16 protein-coding genes are annotated in these 16729 nt (G+C 61.9%); 10 read left to right on the top strand and 6 right to left on the bottom strand.

The features are described 5' to 3' along the window. Window positions 1–7 precede the first annotated feature (7 nt). Window positions 8–1033, top strand: a complete 1026-nt coding sequence (locus GGD63_RS15705) for an aromatic ring-hydroxylating dioxygenase subunit alpha (RefSeq protein WP_183243447.1) — start codon at window positions 8–10, stop codon at window positions 1031–1033. A 318-nt stretch (window positions 1034–1351) separates the two neighbouring features. On the opposite strand, the gene GGD63_RS15700 is transcribed toward GGD63_RS15705, so the two are convergent. From GGD63_RS15700 to GGD63_RS15680, 5 genes are all read right to left on the bottom strand, one after another. Further along, window positions 1352–2236, bottom strand: a complete 885-nt coding sequence (locus GGD63_RS15700) for an ABC transporter ATP-binding protein (protein ID WP_409334069.1) — start codon at window positions 2234–2236, stop codon at window positions 1352–1354. Further along, entirely contained in the window at window positions 2221–3093 is an 873-nt protein-coding gene (locus GGD63_RS15695) for an ABC transporter permease (protein WP_183243742.1), read from the bottom strand. The genes GGD63_RS15700 and GGD63_RS15695 overlap by 16 nt, the downstream gene beginning before the upstream one ends. 38 nt (window positions 3094–3131) lie before the next feature. Then, window positions 3132–4553 carry an ABC transporter substrate-binding protein gene (locus tag GGD63_RS15690; RefSeq protein ID WP_183243443.1) on the bottom strand — a complete coding sequence of 474 codons (1422 nt, stop codon included), beginning with the start codon at window positions 4551–4553 and terminating at the stop codon, window positions 3132–3134. 181 nt (window positions 4554–4734) lie between these two features. Continuing rightward, a complete protein-coding gene (locus tag GGD63_RS15685) occupies window positions 4735–5508 on the bottom strand; it encodes a Crp/Fnr family transcriptional regulator (RefSeq protein WP_183243442.1) in 774 nt (257 codons plus the stop codon). A 179-nt stretch (window positions 5509–5687) separates the two neighbouring features. After that, window positions 5688–6002 (bottom strand): gamma-butyrobetaine hydroxylase-like domain-containing protein, encoded by a 315-nt coding sequence (locus GGD63_RS15680; protein ID WP_183243440.1) that lies wholly within the window; start codon window positions 6000–6002, stop codon window positions 5688–5690. A gap of 205 nt (window positions 6003–6207) precedes the next feature. Between GGD63_RS15680 and GGD63_RS15675 the strand changes: the two genes are divergently transcribed. The 9 genes from GGD63_RS15675 to GGD63_RS15635 all read left to right on the top strand — a co-directional run bounded on the left by GGD63_RS15675 (window position 6208) and on the right by GGD63_RS15635 (window position 15062). Next, window positions 6208–6981: a ferredoxin--NADP reductase gene (locus tag GGD63_RS15675; RefSeq protein WP_183243438.1), complete on the top strand. Its 774-nt coding sequence runs from the start codon at window positions 6208–6210 to the stop codon at window positions 6979–6981. A gap of 102 nt (window positions 6982–7083) precedes the next feature. Further along, complete coding sequence (locus GGD63_RS15670; protein ID WP_183243436.1) at window positions 7084–8826, top strand: fumarate reductase/succinate dehydrogenase flavoprotein subunit; 1743 nt, start codon at window positions 7084–7086, stop codon at window positions 8824–8826. 31 nt (window positions 8827–8857) lie between these two features. After that, complete coding sequence (locus GGD63_RS15665) at window positions 8858–9091, top strand: ferredoxin family protein (RefSeq protein ID WP_008141081.1); 234 nt, start codon at window positions 8858–8860, stop codon at window positions 9089–9091. 2 nt (window positions 9092–9093) lie between these two features. After that, window positions 9094–10071: a HEAT repeat domain-containing protein gene (locus tag GGD63_RS15660; RefSeq protein WP_183243434.1), complete on the top strand. Its 978-nt coding sequence runs from the start codon at window positions 9094–9096 to the stop codon at window positions 10069–10071. Window positions 10072–10437: 366 nt separating this feature from the next. Further along, the gene (locus GGD63_RS15655; RefSeq protein WP_183243432.1) at window positions 10438–11397 is read left to right on the top strand and encodes a fatty acid desaturase; all 960 of its coding nucleotides are present in this window, start codon (window positions 10438–10440) and stop codon (window positions 11395–11397) included. A 235-nt stretch (window positions 11398–11632) separates the two neighbouring features. Next, window positions 11633–12631 carry an ABC transporter substrate-binding protein gene (locus tag GGD63_RS15650; protein ID WP_210315810.1) on the top strand — a complete coding sequence of 333 codons (999 nt, stop codon included), beginning with the start codon at window positions 11633–11635 and terminating at the stop codon, window positions 12629–12631. A gap of 44 nt (window positions 12632–12675) precedes the next feature. Next, window positions 12676–13407: an ABC transporter permease gene (locus tag GGD63_RS15645; protein WP_312013281.1), complete on the top strand. Its 732-nt coding sequence runs from the start codon at window positions 12676–12678 to the stop codon at window positions 13405–13407. After that, window positions 13395–14270: an ABC transporter ATP-binding protein gene (locus tag GGD63_RS15640; RefSeq protein ID WP_312013280.1), complete on the top strand. Its 876-nt coding sequence runs from the start codon at window positions 13395–13397 to the stop codon at window positions 14268–14270. Before GGD63_RS15645 ends, GGD63_RS15640 begins: the two co-directional genes overlap by 13 nt. A gap of 102 nt (window positions 14271–14372) precedes the next feature. After that, the gene (locus GGD63_RS15635; protein ID WP_246785490.1) at window positions 14373–15062 is read left to right on the top strand and encodes a Crp/Fnr family transcriptional regulator; all 690 of its coding nucleotides are present in this window, start codon (window positions 14373–14375) and stop codon (window positions 15060–15062) included. 144 nt (window positions 15063–15206) lie between these two features. Here GGD63_RS15635 and atzF read toward each other — a convergent pair whose 3' ends face one another. Further along, window positions 15207–16589, bottom strand: coding sequence for an allophanate hydrolase (gene atzF, locus GGD63_RS15630; RefSeq protein WP_312013279.1), 1383 nt, complete (start codon window positions 16587–16589; stop codon window positions 15207–15209). Between the last annotated feature and the right edge of the window lie 140 nt (window positions 16590–16729).

The raw sequence follows: 16729 nt of genomic DNA, 5'->3' as shown, positions 1-16729 counted from the left end.
GATTGCCATGTTGAACACGAAACAGCCCGTGCTGCGCCGGTTCTGGTACGCGCTGATGCCGGTCGACCACCTCAAGGATGGACCAAAGCCATTCACGCTTCTCGGCGAGCCGATCGTTCTGTTCCTCGATGCCAAGGGCGAGCCCGCCGCGCTGGAAGACCGGTGCTGTCACCGCACCGCGAAGCTGTCGAAGGGATGGTGCAACAACGGCAATATCGTCTGCGGTTACCACGGCTGGGAGTATGACCGCGACGGCAGGCTAGTGATGATTCCGCAGTTTCCGTTCGAGCAGCCGGTCCCCGACGCTAAAGCTCGCTCGTTCCGCGCCAAGGCTCGCTACGGCTATGTCTGGGTTGCGCTCGACGAGCCCTTGGCCGACATCCCCGAAATTCCCGAGGACGGGATGCCCGGCTATCGCCGCATCAATCAGTTCTACGACAAATGGGACACGGCAGCGCTCCGGCTGATGGAAAACTCGTTCGACAATGCCCACTTTGCCTTTGTTCACAAGGGCACCTTCGGTGACTTCAATCAACCAAAGCCCGAGAAGTACGAGATCGTCGAGACCGACGCTGGCTTCGATGCCGAGACCATCATCACGGTTCGCAATCCGCCCAATGCCTACAGGATCACCGGGACGAAAGAGCCGATGACACGGCGGCATCAGCGCAACAAATGGTTCATGCCGTTCTGCCGGCGTCTCGACATGGAATATCCGTCCGGCATCCGGCACATCATCTTCAATTGTGCGACGCCGATCTCGGACGGCCAGATCCAGGTCGTTCAGCTGCTGTTCCGCAATGACGGCGAGGCGGACTGCTCGACGCAGGAGCTGATCGATTGGGACGCCGCGATCATTGCCGAAGATCGCGACATGCTGGAATCGACGGATCCGAATGCCATCGTCGATATGGGCCGCAAGATCGAGATGCATATGCCGTCCGATCGTCCTGGCATGATCATGCGCAGGCGCTTGCTCGACCTCCTCCGGCAGCATGGCGAAGAGGAGCGGCCACGGGAGTATCAGGCGTAGGCCTCGTCCTGAATGCGCGCGAGCTTTCTAAGATGGAGCAGGCGGTCGGGAATGGTCTTGTTTGGCGTGAAGCAGCCCATATTTTGTCATCCTTGATCTTCTTGGCCACAACTAGCTCAAACTTGCCCATGATGGATTGGAGCGAGAGTTCCGGTTTTTCAATCAGTTAGGTGCTGCCGTGTGCGCCACGTGTGCACCGGGAGATCCAGAAAGCTTCGCGGTTAGCGGTAGTTGATGTCCCAGGAATCCTTTCCTGGGCGCATCTGCAATGCGATTCTATCTCCTTGCGCAAGAGAGACAGGTTAAGGGTGTTCTCGCCTAAAGTACCTCGACCAGCGAATGGCCGTGCAGCTCGATGTTCAATCCCTGCATGCCCAAATCGTTGATCTCGCCGCCCATCGCCTTCAGACTCTCCTCGCGGATCAGGGACATCAGCCCGCGGCGCAGCGCCAGAAACTCCGAGGACATCATCACCGATTGCTGGCGCGGCCGCTCTAGCGGAATCGGGATCTCCGCCTTGATCGAACCGGGCCGCGCGGTCATGCAGTACACGCGGTCGGAGAGGAAGATCGCCTCGTCGATGTCGTGGGTGACGAACAAGACCGAGATCTTCAGCCGCTGCCACATGTTGGTGAGGATCTGTTGCATGATCACCCGGGTCTGCGCATCCAGCGCGCCGAAGGGTTCGTCCAGCAGCAGCACCTTCGGCCCCGTCGCGAGCGCGCGCACGATGCCGACGCGTTGCTTCATGCCGCCGGAGAGTTTTTCCGGATAATGTTTCTCGAAGGCCTCGAGGCCCGCGAGCCCAAGCAACGTACGCGCCGCGCGCTCGCGCTGCGAGCGCGGCATGCCACGCATCTTCAGGCCGAACTCGACGTTCTCGCGCACCGTCTTCCAGGGAAACAGCGAATATTGCTGAAAAACCATGCCGCGCTCGGCACTCGGCCCGCTGACGCGTTCGCCGTCGACCGTGATGGTGCCGGTGGTCGGCCTGAGAAACCCCGCCACCGCATTCAGGAAGGTCGACTTGCCGCAGCCGGAGGGCCCGACGATCGAGACGAACTCGCCCGGCTTGACATGGATATGCGTGTTGGTGACGGCATCGACCAAGCCGTCGATGGTCTCGTAGCTCAGCGAAAAATTCTCGACCTCGATATGCCCCTGTGGGGTCGCCGTCGCGATCGCGCTCATTTCGCCCTCCATGGCATAACCAACTGTCCGGCGCCGCGGATCAGCAGGCTCGATCCGAGGCCGAGCACGCCGATCGCGATCATGCCGAGCGCAATGTCGGCATATTGGACCAGCGAATAGGCCTCCCAGGTGAAGTAGCCGATGCCGTATTGCCCGGAGATCATCTCGGCCGCGATCAGCGACACCCACGCGACTCCCATGCCGATGGTGAGGCCAGTGAAGATGTGCGGAAGCGAGGCCGGAAAGTACACCTCGCGGAAGATCGAGCGCTCGCGCGCCCCCAGGCATTGCGCTGCGCGCACCAGCACGGGATCGACCAGCGACATGCCGTGCAGTGTGTTGACCAGGATCGGGAAGAACGAGCCGAGGAAGGTGATGAAGACGATGCTCTGCTCGTTGGTCGGCCACAGCATGATCGCCATCGGCACCCAGGCGATCGCCGGAATCGGCCGCAGCACTTCCGCAACCGGGAACACGGCCTCATGGACCAGCTTGAAGCGGCCCATGATCAGCCCGAGCGGCACGCCGACGATGGCCGCCAGCGAGAAGCCGAAAAAGATGCGCCGGCAGCTCAAAAGGATGTGCAGCAGAAATTTGGGATCGTGGATCGCCTTGGTGAAGCTCGCATAGACCGCCAGCGGCGAGGGCACGTTGGTGAAGCGCACGAAGAACACGACGCGGTAGGTCGTGAGCAGATGCCAGACGAGAAGGAAGGCGGCGAGCGAGATCACGCCAATGGCGGTCGCACGCAACCTGTTCTGGTTGAGCCGATACCAGCGCCCTGCCAAGGAGCCAAATGAGGGCGGCGCGGTGGGTGGTGCCGTGACGGGCGCGGGCGTGGACTCGGTGACGGCTGCGGCTGCCGGGATGGCGTCCTCCTGATGGCGCAGGATGGCGGGACTGCTGCTCACGTCTTGCCTCCGCCGACCGCCGCCTTCACCGCGTCCTCGAAGCCGAGCACCTTGCCGCTGATCTTGGCGGCATAGGCTTCGGCATCCTTCTTCAGCAGGAAGGGCGCGACGTCACCATTGCCGACCGCGAAGAAGGCCTGGTCGGCGAACAGTTTGATGCCGCGGGTGGTGTCGAAGACATAGGCGACGTTGATCTTCTTGCCCTTGGCCTTGTAGTCGGCGTAGGCGCCGAGCGTGCAGCTGGCAGACGAGAAAGGCATGATGCCGACCTCGTCGACCCAGACTTCGCCGGCCTTGCGCGGATCGGCGATCGGCTTCTTGCAGAAGCTGTCATCGCCGGAGATCTCATAGTTCTTGGTGCTCGCAAGCCGCGCGTCATAATCGAGGTTCATCTCCGCATAGGCCTTGCGGATGTAGCTGTCGTCGACCCACTTCTTCGGATCGAACTCCTTCATGCGCCCGAGGTTTTGCAGCACCTTGACGTCGGTGGTGGCGGCATCGATCAGCGCGGGCTTGATCGTGGGATCGGTGGTCATGTTGCCGCTGGGACCGAGAAAGATGTAGACGACTTCCTTGCTGATGCCGGTCCATTCCTGGATCTTTTCCGCGGCCAGCTTGGGATCGTCGCGCAGCCACTGGTTGGCGGCGATCACCGCCTTGAAGTAGGCGACGACGACCGCCGGGTATTTTTCGGCGAAGTCGGTGCGGACGACGATGCCATGGAAGGTCGGCAGATTGGTCTCGACGCCGTCGAAGATCTTTCGCGCAAAGCCGCGGAACGGCAGCAGCTCGGCGAAGGGGACGAAGTCGGCATGAGCATCGATCTTCTTCTCCTGCAGGTTGGTCGAACCGACTTCAGGGCTCTGGCTCACGAGCTGGAAGAAATCGGATGCATAGCCGCGATCCTGCATCGCCTTCAGCACCATGCCGTGTGCGGCGGAGCCGAAGGGAACGCTGACGAGCTTGCCCTTGAGATCGGCGAGGTCGTAGTAGGGCGAGTCCTTGTGGACGACGAGGCCATTGCCGGAGCCGGAGAGGCTGTAGGCGGCGACGCCGATCAGGCGGCTCTTGCTCTCCGGATTGCTCTCGAAGGTGAAGCCGTTCACGATCAGCGGATAGTCACCCATCATGCCGATCTGGAGCTTGTTCGCCATCATCGCGTTGGTGACGGGCGGACCGGAGGTGAAATTCTGCCACTCCAGCTCGAACTTGATGTTGGCGTATTTGCCGTCCTTCGGGAGATATTTCTCGAGGAGATGCAGCTGGCGAATGACGACACCCGCGGTCACCGTGTTGGTCGTGGTGTCCTGCGTTCCGATGCCAAGGGTGACGGTTTCCGCCGAAGCCGGCTGCGCGGTTAGAAGCGCCAGCGACGTCACTGACATCGCGATCGAGAGCGTGGGAAGATGGCGGACCATTCTCATCCTCATTCGGTTGGATGTGCTGTGGTTGCCATGATTGGGTGAGGGCGCAGGCAGGGCAAATCCGGAGTGGCTGCCGCAGTCGATTAGTTGCCGGGAAAAGCTGATTGCATACTCCTTGTGCAGTCCTGCACTATAAAGCCGCTTGCCTGTGCACGGGGCATGGTCGCGGGCCCCTCTAATCCGACGCCTGGCCGCGCATGTCCTCGAGAACGTCGGTCCGGCACACCACGATCTGCGAGCGCTTGGTCAGGACGATTCCCTTCTCCTGCATCCGCTTCAGGCTGATCGTGACCCATTGCCTGGTGGCACCGACCATGTGGGCGATGTCGGCATGGGTGAAGGCCGCCGCGATCACGGTGCCGTCGGCGTCCTCGACGCCGTAGAGCTCGACGAGGTGCAAGAGCAGATGCGCGAGGCGCTGCGTGATCGAGCGCGTTCCCAGCATCTGCGCCAGCGCCGAATAGCATTTGCCCTTGAAGGTCAGCCCTTCGATCAGGCCGATCGCGAGGTTGGGAATCTCTGCGGCAAGGGACCGCAGTTCCTTTCCGGGAAGGTGCACCACGCTGCAATTGCTGGACGCAACGCCGGACCATTGGTGCACGGTGCCCTCAAACACTTCGGGCCCGCCGACGAAATTGCCGACATGCCAGTAGGCGAGGGTGATCTCGCGCCCGAGTGGCGAGGTGTAGAACACGCGGATGCGGCCGCTCTCGATCAGCCAGATGCCGTCATGCTTGCCGCCCTGGCTGAATAGCGTCTGGCCGCGGTTGAGCACTTTTCGCCGGCCCTGCTTCAGCACCAACTCCCGCTCGCGCGGTGAGAGCTTGTCCATCAACGGTGGTGGACCGCCGATCCATTGCTGGTTCTCGGTGAGCAGCAGGGAGGAACTGCCGGCAGGCCGGGCGGCCGCTGGAACAGCCCCGCGAACCACATTGGCCGCCTGCAACATCGTCTGCCTCCGGAACGTTCAAATCGTTCTAAAGAAGAGCAATGTCCGTGCCAGATGGGGGCGAAGGGGGATTCCCACAAAATCTCGAAAACAACCCCATGCAAAGTAGCGTGACGCAGCCGGGGGATACCTGTGTCATTCCCTGTTTCCGCGGGCAATGGAGCGGGAGGTAGGGCGGGCTAACGGTTCTGATGCTCGGCCAAATTCAGCAAATACGGCTTCGGGTAAATTCCGCGGTTGTGGCCGTCCGAGAACGCGATGTTCAGCCCATAGCCGAGGTCGCCGATCTCGGTGATGGCGATGCCCGGAAACCCCTTAGGGAAGCAGCCGTCGAAACGGGCGCGGGTGCAGTGGGCGCATTTGCAGGAGAGGCGGAGTGTTTCGGCAGGGACGCTCAACGCATCGTCCTGCGTCGTGCGGACGAGAAGCGAGGCCAGATCGGCGCTGGCTTCATAGTCGGCCACGGTCGGTGCCACCAATGCGGTCATGGTCATGACGAACCTCCGACGTCTTTCTACGTCGGCGCGGACGCCCGCGAATAGCAACTAGTTGCCGGCGCGGACGCGTGGCGATGCCCTTCGCTGCCTGCTCTTCAGTCATCGCCCGCGAAATGTGAAACTAATCGACCGGGAATTTCACTTCTGAATTGCCGGACTCTCTTCTCTCCGAAACCTTGGGCGCCATCGACAAGGAGAGATCATGAGCGCATTTCAGAAGGAAACGGTGTTGTCGGTGAGGCACTGGACCGAGTCCCTGTTCAGCTTCACGGCGACGCGCGATCCCGGCTTCCGCTTCCAGAACGGCCAGTTCGCGATGATCGGGCTCGAGGTCGAGGGCAAGCCGTTGATGCGGGCCTACAGCATGGCCAGCGCCAATCACGAGGAGGCGCTCGAATTCTTCTCGATCAAGGTGCAGGACGGCCCGCTGACCTCGCGCCTGCAGAAGATCAGGGAGGGCGACATCATCCTGGTCGGCCGCAAGGCGACGGGCACGCTGATCACCGGCAATCTCATTCCGGGAAAACGCCTGCTGCTGCTCTCGACCGGAACGGGCCTTGCGCCCTTCGCCAGCCTGATCAAGGACCCTGATGTTTATGAGAACTACGAGACCATCGTGCTCGCCCATGGCTGCCGCCAGGTTTCGGAACTCGCCTATGGAGAACATGTTGTCGGTGGCCTGCGCAACCACGAATTCTTCGGGCCATTGATCCGCGACAAGCTGGTCTACTACCCCACCGTCACCCGCGAGCCGTTCCGGAACCGCGGCCGCATCACCGACCTGATCGCCTCCAACCAACTGTTCGACGATATCGGCCAATCCGGCCTCGACATCGAGACCGACCGCATCATGCTCTGCGGCAGCCCCGCGATGCTGGAGGAGCTGCACGCGATGTTCTCCGCGCGCGGCTTTGTCGAGGGCAATCACAGCCAGCCCGGCCATTTCGTGATCGAAAAAGCCTTCGTCGAGCGCTGAGGCGCAAATCGCATCCCGGCGACAACTAATTGCTATCGTCGGCAAGCCGACTGAACAAATCTGATGCAAAGGCGCCGGTTATCGGCGAACCAGGAGCAAGTGATGGCACTAGATCAGATCGTCGACGGACTTTCGGAGGTTTCCTGCGATGTGCTGGTGATCGGCGGCGGCACGGCGGGCCCGATGGCGGCGCTGAAGGCAAAGCTGAAGAACCCGAAGGCCAATGTCGTCCTGCTCGAAAAGGCCAACGTCAAGCGCTCCGGTGCGATCTCGATGGGCATGGACGGGCTGAACAACGCCGTCATTCCCGGCTATGCGACGCCGGAGCAGTACACCAAGGAAATCACCATCGCCAACGACGGTATCGTCGACCAGAAGGCGGTCTATAAATACGCGCAGAACTGCTACAAAATCATCGAGGAGCTCGACAGCTTCGGCATCCGTTTCCTGAAGAACGAGAACGGCGACTATGCCGTCAAGAAGGTGCACCACATCGGCACCTATGTGCTGCCGATGCCGAACGGCGAGACCGTGAAGAAGGCGCTGTACCGCCAGCTTCGCCGCGCCCGCATCCTGATCTCCAACCGCTACATGGCGACGCGTCTTTTGAAGTCGAGCGATGGCCGCATCGCCGGCGCGATCTCCGTCAACACCCGCACCGCCGAGATGTTGGTGATCAAGGCCAAGGCCGTGATCCTCTGCATGGGCGCCGCCGGCCGCCTGGGCCTGCCGACCTCCGGCTACATGTTCGGCACCTATGAGAACGCGGCAAACTCCGGCGACGGCTACGCCATGGCCTATCACGCCGGCGCCGCGCTCGCGAACCTCGAATGCTTCCAGATCAATCCGCTGATCAAGGACTATAACGGCCCGGCCTGCGCCTATGTCGCCGGTCCCTTCGGCGCCTATACGGCGAACAACGAGGGCTCGCGCTTCATCGAATGCGACTACTGGTCCGGCCAGATGATGCTGGAGTTCTACAACGAGCTCTTGTCCGGCAAGGGCCCGGTGTTCCTCCAGCTCAAGCATCTGCATCCCGACACGATCTCCGAGATCGAATCGACGCTGCACAAGGTCGAGCGTCCCACGCGCGGCCTGTTCCAGCAGGGGCGCGGGGTCGACTACCGGAGCGAGTCGATCGAGATGCACATCTCCGAGATCGGCTTCTGCTCCGGCCACAGCGCCTCCGGCGTGTTCGTCGACGACAATGCGCGCACCACCGTGCCCGGCCTCTACGCCGCCGGCGACATGGCGAGCGTGCCGCACAACTACATGCTCGGCGCCTTCACCAACGGCTCGGTGGCCGGCATAGACGCGATGGAATTCGCCGACAGTCACGATTTTGCGGAGTTCGATGCCGCCGACGTCGCCATGGAACGTGACCGCGTGATGGCGCCGACCAGGCGCGAGGACGGCATTCCGCCGAACCAGATCGAGTACAAGACGCGCCGCCTCGTCAACGACTATCTCCAGCCGCCGAAGGTCACGCGCAAATACGAGCTCGGCATGCGCCGTCTCGCCGAGGCGCGGGAAGACATGCAGGAGCGCATGATCGCGCGTAACGCACACGAGCTGCTCCGAGCCCTCGAGGTGCAGTCGATCATGGATTGCGCCGACATGGCCGCGCACGCCTCGCTCTACCGCGAGGAGAGCCGCTGGGGCCTCTATCACTGGCGCACCGATTTCCCGGAGAAGGACAACGAGAACTGGTTCTGCCACACGCTGCTGAGCAAGCGAGACGGCAAAATGACCAGCGAGAAGCGCGCGGTCGAACCTTACGTCGTGCCGATCGCCGACGACGAGAAGGACCTCTACGACAAGCAGCGCATCCGCGCTACCGCCTGATCCACCAGAACATAGCAACAGGAGACAGCAAATGCCTCTCGCTTCCTATCAGACGTCGGTCCCGGTGGTGGTCGACGACGCAAAATGCATCGCGGACAAGGGTTGCACGGTGTGCGTCGACGTCTGCCCGCTCGATGTGCTCCGTATCAGCGACATGACCGGCAAGGCCTACATGGCATATGACGAATGCTGGTACTGCATGCCCTGCGAGGCGGATTGTCCGACCGGCGCGGTTACCGTCAACATTCCCTATCTCTTGAGGTGATCATGTCGAGTCCGTTCGAATCCTACGACGACCTCGAAGATGCCGACGAGCGGCTTCAGGCCGCCGATCCGGCCGAGCGCCGCGTCGCCATCATCGCGCTCGGCCATTCCGGCGATCCCGCCGCGGTCGGTCATCTCGCCAACATGGTGTCCGATCCCGACGCCGGCGTACGCCAGCAGGTCGCGATGGCGCTCGGTGAGTTCGACGGGCCGGAGGCCGCGAGCGCGCTGGTGAAACTGCTGGTTGACCCCGAAAGGATCGTCGCGGCGGCGGCGGCCGACAGCATGGCCGAGTTCAAGGATCCCGCCTGCGCCGGGATCATCCTGCCGCTGGTGAAGCATGCCCATGCTTTCGTCCGCATGGGCGCACTGCGCGCGCTGAAGGAATTGCGCTGCAAGGATACGCTGAAGCCGGCGCTGGAAGCGCTCCAGGACACTGACGCCGCCGTGCGCGTGCAGGCGATCGGCGTGATCGGCTTCCTGAAGCTGGAAGAGTCCATCCCCGCGCTGACGGCGCTGATCAACGACCCTGATGCCCATGTCCGCCGTGCCGCCGTCAGTGCGCTGGCGTTCTCGCAGATGAAGCCCGCGGCCGAGACCATCACGCGCGCACTGAAGGATGCCGACTGGATGGTCCGCGAGATGGCGGCGGAAACGCTCGGTCTCAACGTCAACGGCTCGCTTGCCGCCGATCAGTTGGTCGCGTGCCTCGGCGATGAGTTCTGGCAGGTGCGGCTGAAGGCGATCCGCAGCCTTGGCAAGATGAAGGTCGAACGCGCCGTGCGCCCGATTGGCAATTGCATCAACCACGAGCAAGCGAACTTGCGCAAGGAGGCGGCTGCCGCGCTCGGCGAGATCGCCGATCCCGAGGGCGAGGCCTACCTCGCCGTGGTCGCCAACGATCCCGATCCCGACGTACGCAAGAACGCGCGCTGGGCGCTCCAGCAGATCGCGGCGAAAAGGACGCGAGCAGGATCGTAGGTCAAGATCTGAGTTCGACATTCCAGTCCGTGCGAAGTAGCATCGGTCTGTTTTCGCGCTGGGAAATCCGGCGTCAGCGTACCCTATACCGCGCACGTCGATATGCCGCATGCAGAGCCCGCGGAATAGGAGTTAGACCTGACTGCCCTAACGGCACTTGCGACCGGCCCGGCGACGATCCGTCGCCAGGCCGATGCGGTAAAGCGAGGGGCCGCAAATCTCGGGATGCCCGGCGGCCAACGCCCGCGAAATTAATTGCTTCTGCATTACGGCGTCGCTCCCTAGGATCGGCCTGTGCTTGACGAAATTCCGGCGTCCGCGCGAGCACGGTCAAGTGTGTGATCCCGGAAAGAGGCGACTACGATCATGAGCAATGCCATCACTGCCACCGGAGAGAAGCCGCTGACTCCGGCCATGCTGCGCGAGTTGTCGGTGCGGTCCGATTGGCAAGGTCTGGTCCGTGCGGCCAGCCACTACGGCGTCATCGTCGTTGTCGGCGCGCTGATCTGGCTGGTCTCGTCGCGATACGGAAGCGTATGGGCGTTGCCGCTGGTCGTCGTCCAAGGTTACTTTGTCGCATTCCTGTTCATGGTGGTACACGAGACCGCCCACAAGACGGCGTTTCGCAGCCGCGCGCTTAATCTCGCGTTCGGTCATCTCTCCTCGTTCGCTGTCGGCTTGCCTTACGAATATTACTGCCTGTTCCACTGGGATCATCATCGCTATACGCAGGATCCAAAGAGGGATCCGGAACTGCTGTCGGTCCCGATCCCGACCTCGAACGCGCAACTGCTGATCGTCTACAGCGGCTTGCGGCAGGTTGCGTTCCGGGTGGGGTTGATGCTTCGCCATGCGTTAACCGGCAATGCCACGTCGCCCTGGATTCCGGAAAGCAAACGCCACATTGTCGTGATGGAAGCGCGCCTGCATCTGGCAGGCTACGTCGCGCTGTTGCTGGCGTCGGTCGCGCTGCACACCATGATCATGTTGTGGGTCTGGGTCGTCCCCGTGATCGTCGGTCAATTGTTTTTGCGTCCATATCTCCTTGCCGAACACACCGGTTGCGATCGCACGCGCAGCGCCTTCCAGAATACCCGCACCACCTATACCGCCATGTTCGTGCGCTGGTTTGCATGGAACATGCCCTATCATGTCGAACACCATGCCTATCCTTCGATTCCGTTCCATGCGCTGCCGAAACTGAACCGGATCGTCGCCGATCGGATCGTCTACCGGGGCCCGGGCTACATCGCAGTGACGCGGCAAACGTGGGCCTGGTTTCGCCGCGCACGCAACGGCATCGAAAGCCCGATCGGTTCTGATTGAATTGGGATCAGGGCTTGGCGAAAGCCAGCAGAGTGCCGTTGCCGCAGGCTGCGTTGCGCCCAAAGTGTGGGCAGCTTGATGAATTTGTTGCCCCCTCACGGTCGGAAGCTGGTCTGCTCGCGCAAAAATTGGACGGCAGGGCCATGTCGATTAATTGCTTCATGGCCTTCCATCTTCAGACGATCCTATCGTCAAGGTCGATCACCTCCGGTCGCCGGCATCACAGGGGTTTGGCATGCGATCAACAACTGCTCTTCGCTTCGTCGTGTTCGTGCTATCTGCGTCATTCCTGTTTGCGACGCCCGAGCGCGCGACAGCCGAAGAATTGCTGAAAGCGCGGCTCGCCCAGAATCTTGGACCGATCTCGGGACTGACGATCGTCGCCAATGCGAAGGGCATTTTCGCCAAGCAGGGGCTTGATATCTCGGTCTCCAATTTCACCAGCGGGAAGCAGTGCCTCGATACGGTGCTTGGGGGAGGAGCGGATATCGCGACAACCGCCGAGGCGCCGGTCACGGCGGCCGCGATGGCGCAACAGCCGATCGCCTTCGTGGCGGGGATGGAATATTCGGATCTCAAGACCATGACCGCGGCTTCTGCCGGGATCAAGACGAAGGCCGATCTGCGTGGAAAGCGAATCGCCTTTACGGCCGGAACCGGCAGCGAAGTTTACACCTCGGTTCTGTTGAAAGCGGCGGGCCTGACGTCGAAGGACGTGACGCTCGTCAACCTCCGACCTCAGGAGATGCTGCCTGCCATGGCGGCCGGCAGCATCGACGCGTTCGATACCTGGGAGCCGCACGTCGCGAATGCGAAGAAGGCTCTTGGCGAAGGCGCGATCCCGCTCGATACCAAAGGTCTCTACTCGGAGACCTTCAATATCGTCGTGACGCAGTCTTACCTCGCGGCCAACCCGGTGATCGTCGGCAAGTTCCTTGCGTCCCTCATCGAAGCCGAGGGCTGGCTCAAGGCGAATCCGGGTGAAGCAATCGACGTCATCGCAGCAGCGACGGGGATGAAACGCGATGAATTGGCTGCGATCTGGCCGGACTATGTCTACCATGTGCGCCTCGACGACAGGATTCTCACGACTCTGAAAACCCACGCCGCCTGGCGGCTCGAGACCGGCAATCATCCCCCTGGCGCGAGCATGCCCGATTTCTCGAAAGTCCTGGTGACGGCGCCGCTGAAGATGCTCGATCCAGCTCGCGTCACGCTGGAGGCGCGCCCGTGAGCGTCGGGAGACGCAGCAGCGCGAGCGCGACTGCACGGCTGAGCGTGCTGGTCGCCGTCCTCTCCGTGCCCGCCTTCACAGGCGTGTGGGAACTGGTTGCGCGCTCCGGCATCGTGAACGCCGTGCTGTTTCCGCCGCCATCGACCGTCGCTGTCGCCATTCTCGAATGGATTCGCAGCGGACAATTCTTCGCCGACCTGATGGCGAGCCTCTCGCGCGTGGCCGCGGGGTTTGCGATCGGGGCCGCGGGCGGGATCGTGCTCGGCGTCCTGACCGGCCATTTCCGGCTGGTGTCCAGCCTGCTTTCACCCTTGTTTCACATCCTTCGCCCAATTCCTCCCATCGCCTTCGTGCCGATCGTCATCCTTTGGTTTGGCCTCTCAGAGGCAGGCAAGCTTTTCCTGGTCGTTTGGGGCGTGTTCTTCACGGTATGGCTCGCGACCCACATCGGGGTGCAGAAAGTCGACCGCGGACTTATCCGTGCCGCCCAGGTGCTCGGCACGCCGCAGCCGCAGATGCTGTGGGAGATCGTCCTTCTTGGCGCGCTGCCCTATATCACGGTCGGTCTTCGGACCGCGGTGAGCATCTCGTTCTACACGCTGGTCGCCGCTGAGTTGGCGGGAGCGTTCGCCGGTATCGTTTATCGCATCGAAATTGCGCAACAGAACATGCAAACGGGTCAGGTCATGGGCGGGTTGGCGGCTCTCGGGCTGCTTTCCTTCGTCGCAGACCGTTCCTTCGCGACTCTTGCCGAACGTGCCGTGTGGTGGCGATGACCCCGAGCCTTCTTCGTCCAGACCAGCCGCTCAGGCTCGTGGATACGTACCCGCCGTCCGCCCCGGCGCGTCAGGCGATGATCCGGGTCGAGGATTTGAGCATCGTCTTCGATGCGCCGAGTGGACGGGTCATCGCGGTCGACCGCGTATCCCTGGCGGTAGCCCAGGGAGAATTCGTCTCGATCGTCGGTCCATCCGGCTGCGGCAAGTCCACGCTCCTGAATGCAATGGCCGGCCTCGAGCGGCCGTTCGAAGGCCAGGTGCTCATAGCCGGCGAAGCAATGCTCGCGCCACGGCCCGAGATCGGGATGGTCTTCCAGCAGCCACATCTGTTTCCGTGGAAATCGGTGCGCCGGAACATCGCGCACGGGCCGCGCGCCCTCGGCAAGCCGAAAGCGGAGGCGCTGCGGATTGCCGACGACCTCATCGAGATGATCGGCCTGACCAGATTTGCGTCGGCATATCCGCACACGCTATCGGGAGGTATGCAGCAGCGGGTAGCGATTGCCCGTGCCCTCGCCAATCAGCCGCGCGTACTGTTGATGGACGAGCCGTTCGGAGCGCTGGATGCGCAGACCCGGGCGGTCATGCAGGACAATCTGCTCGAGCTCCGCGAGCGGATCAACGCAACAATCGTCTTCGTCACACACGACATCGATGAAGCGATCCTTCTCTCTGACCGTGTGCTGATCATGAGCGCGGGACCTGGCCGCATCCTCAAGGATCTTCAGGTGAGCCTGCCGCGACCGCGCTCCAGCGCCATCGTTGCGGAGGCTGCCTATCTCGCCCTCAAGCGGGATTGCCTTGACTTGATCCGCTCGGAAGGCCGCAGAGCCTTCGAGCAAATGGAAATCAGGACGTAGGCGCCTGACGACAGGTCTGGCATGGCTCTTGAATGGTTTCCCGTGCGGCGGCAAGGGAGCGAGCAGATGTCAGCGGCAGGTCTCAGGAATACGACTGGCATCATGCTGGCGGGATCGGATGCTCTGGTCGGGTCGCTGCCCAGCTTGTTGGATCCGTTGTGTGAGGCTGACCGCCGTCGTGTCCTCGCCATCGGCCGCGAGGAGGTCCTGCAGGCAGGCAAGCATGTCTGGCGTCAGGGCGATCTGCAGAACGGCATTTATCTGATCGAAGAGGGGCGTATTCGCAGCTACTATGCGGCTCCTTCCGGACGCGAGGTGACGCTGGCCTACTGGTTCGCCGGCAATTTCGTCGGCGGCCCGGATCTGTTCGGTACTGGTGCCCACGTATGGTCTTCAGTTGCAGTGGAACGGAGCCGGGTGACGTTCTTGCCCGGCCCCGCCCTGCGCGCGCTGGCGCTTCAATCGGCAAGTATCGCGGTCGCGCTGCTGGATGCGCTCGCCTTCAAGGCACGGTGCTACTCGGCCATGGCGCAAATGCTGGGGACCCGCTCGGTGACCGAGCGGTTGCATCGTCTGTTGGTCTTCCTCTCGAAGATCTACGGTTCGCAGCAGGGCCGCGAGATCGTGATCGGGATCCCGTTCACGCATGGTGATCTCGCCAATCTGATCGGCTCAACCCGCCAATGGGTGACGGTGCAGCTTTCCCGCATGCAGGCAAGGGGCGTCATCCGTTATCACCGGGGCCTGATTGTGATCCTCAATCTGCGCGCTCTCGATCTCGAAGTCGTCTAGAGCATGATCCGGACCCGGAGGGCCGCGTTAGCGCAAAGTGTGAAGCGGTTTTCCCTCGCGACAAACGCCGAAGGCGTTTGCGCGGAGATCATGCTCAAACGAAGACCTAAAGCGCGATGACGATTCAACCTAATCTGATAGCCTTTAGGACGCGGCCTGCGGATATACCTTTAGATCGAACAGTCCGGCCTTCGCATCGGGCAGCCATCGCTCGGCAAGGTCGAGAAGAGCATGGTCACGCCACGCAGGCGCTAGCAAAGTGATGCCCATCGGCATGCCGTTGCCGAGCGTTGCGTTGGGAACTGCCACCGCGCACAAGTCCACGAGATTGGCAAAATAGGAGTAGTAACCGAGGCGGCTGTTGAGCGTGATGGGATCTTCCATCATCTCCGAGATCGTGAAGGGGCGTGGCGCGGTCGGTACCACCAGGACATCGATCTCCTCAAAAAGCGATTGGATCTGGCGTCGCAGCTTCAAAAGTCGATGTTGCGCAGCGAACGCATCTGTTGCGGAAAACCGGGCAGCTGCGCTCAGCACGTTGCGGATGACGTCAAGCAGGTCTCCATGATCGATGTCCAGGAGCTTGCTGATCGCCGCATGACGTTCGGCAATCCAAGGCCCTGAAAAGAGCATTTCACCGGCTTCGGCGAAGGGCGCGAAGTCAATTTGCCTGGCTTGGCCTCCCAGTCCCGAAAGCCTCGTGCAGGCCTGCCTGTAAAGGTCATTGCATTCCGGCATGCCGAATGAATTCAGATGACCGACAGAGACCTGGCCGAACCGGAATTTGCGAGGAGATGGGTAGGACGAGGCAATCCGTTGGCGGCTATAAGGATCGCTGTCGTCGAATCCTTCGATCAACCCGAGCAGAATTCGACCCTCGGCAATGGAATTGCAGAAAATCGAGGGGCAATCGAGCGTCGGACAGTTCGGCACAAGCCCCCGGGATGAGACGAGGCCGACGGTTGGCTTGATCCCGATGATCCCATTGAAGCCTGCGGGAATCCGGCCCGAGCCGCCGGTATCTGTGCCGAGCGCGAACGCAACATGGCCGGATGCTACCGCAGCAGCCGAACCGGAACTCGAACCGCCGGAGACATACAGATCGTTGGCCGCGCTGGAACAGGCGCCATAGGGGGAGCGGGTGCCGGACAGTCCGGTTGCGAATTGATCCAGGTTGGTCTTGCCGAGACAGATCGCACCTGCGGCTGTCAAACTCTCGACGCATCTGGCCGATTGCGCAGCCACATATTCGAATGACGGACAGGCTGCTGTCGTTGGCATGTCCTCAACGTCAATATTGTCCTTGACGCCGAATGGCACGCCAAAGAGCGGCAGCACTTCACCCGCCGCTGCTCGCCGCACAACGGCATCGGCCTCGGCCAGCGCTTCTTCCATGGGCCGCACATAGATCCAGCAGTTGCGGTGCCGGTCCCGTTCGATGCGCTCATAGGCGGTTGTGATGATGGAGGCTAACTCGGCGGGCGAACGTAGAGGCCGACTCTGCGCGGATAAGATAGCTTGCGGCACGGAATAAAACTCCTGAGGGGCATGACCCCATAAATATGAAGCCGCCGCCCTGCCGTGAAAGCAACTAAGCGCCTCTGCCGCATCGGCGGGACTCGAATCTGCAATCAGACCGTTATGAGCAGCAGAAAAAAGATGAGGTC

It is taken from the genome of Bradyrhizobium sp. cir1, from assembly GCF_014198245.1.
Taxonomy (GTDB): domain Bacteria; phylum Pseudomonadota; class Alphaproteobacteria; order Rhizobiales; family Xanthobacteraceae; genus Bradyrhizobium.
This window is presented reverse-complemented; position numbering and strand designations above follow the sequence as displayed.

What these genes read in the sequence shown, in the direction of transcription:
- GGD63_RS15705 (WP_183243447.1), top strand. Translation starts at nt 8, where the DNA reads ATGTTGAACACGAAACAGCCCGTGCTGCGCCGGTTCTGGTACGCGCTG.
- GGD63_RS15700 (WP_409334069.1), bottom strand. Translation starts at nt 2,236, where the DNA reads ATGGAGGGCGAAATGAGCGCGATCGCGACGGCGACCCCACAGGGGCAT.
- GGD63_RS15690 (WP_183243443.1), bottom strand. Translation starts at nt 4,553, where the DNA reads ATGGTCCGCCATCTTCCCACGCTCTCGATCGCGATGTCAGTGACGTCG.
- GGD63_RS15685 (WP_183243442.1), bottom strand. Translation starts at nt 5,508, where the DNA reads ATGTTGCAGGCGGCCAATGTGGTTCGCGGGGCTGTTCCAGCGGCCGCC.
- GGD63_RS15680 (WP_183243440.1), bottom strand. Translation starts at nt 6,002, where the DNA reads ATGACCATGACCGCATTGGTGGCACCGACCGTGGCCGACTATGAAGCC.
- GGD63_RS15675 (WP_183243438.1), top strand. Translation starts at nt 6,208, where the DNA reads ATGAGCGCATTTCAGAAGGAAACGGTGTTGTCGGTGAGGCACTGGACC.
- GGD63_RS15670 (WP_183243436.1), top strand. Translation starts at nt 7,084, where the DNA reads ATGGCACTAGATCAGATCGTCGACGGACTTTCGGAGGTTTCCTGCGAT.
- GGD63_RS15665 (WP_008141081.1), top strand. Translation starts at nt 8,858, where the DNA reads ATGCCTCTCGCTTCCTATCAGACGTCGGTCCCGGTGGTGGTCGACGAC.
- GGD63_RS15660 (WP_183243434.1), top strand. Translation starts at nt 9,094, where the DNA reads ATGTCGAGTCCGTTCGAATCCTACGACGACCTCGAAGATGCCGACGAG.
- GGD63_RS15655 (WP_183243432.1), top strand. Translation starts at nt 10,438, where the DNA reads ATGAGCAATGCCATCACTGCCACCGGAGAGAAGCCGCTGACTCCGGCC.
- GGD63_RS15650 (WP_210315810.1), top strand. Translation starts at nt 11,633, where the DNA reads ATGCGATCAACAACTGCTCTTCGCTTCGTCGTGTTCGTGCTATCTGCG.
- GGD63_RS15635 (WP_246785490.1), top strand. Translation starts at nt 14,373, where the DNA reads ATGCTGGCGGGATCGGATGCTCTGGTCGGGTCGCTGCCCAGCTTGTTG.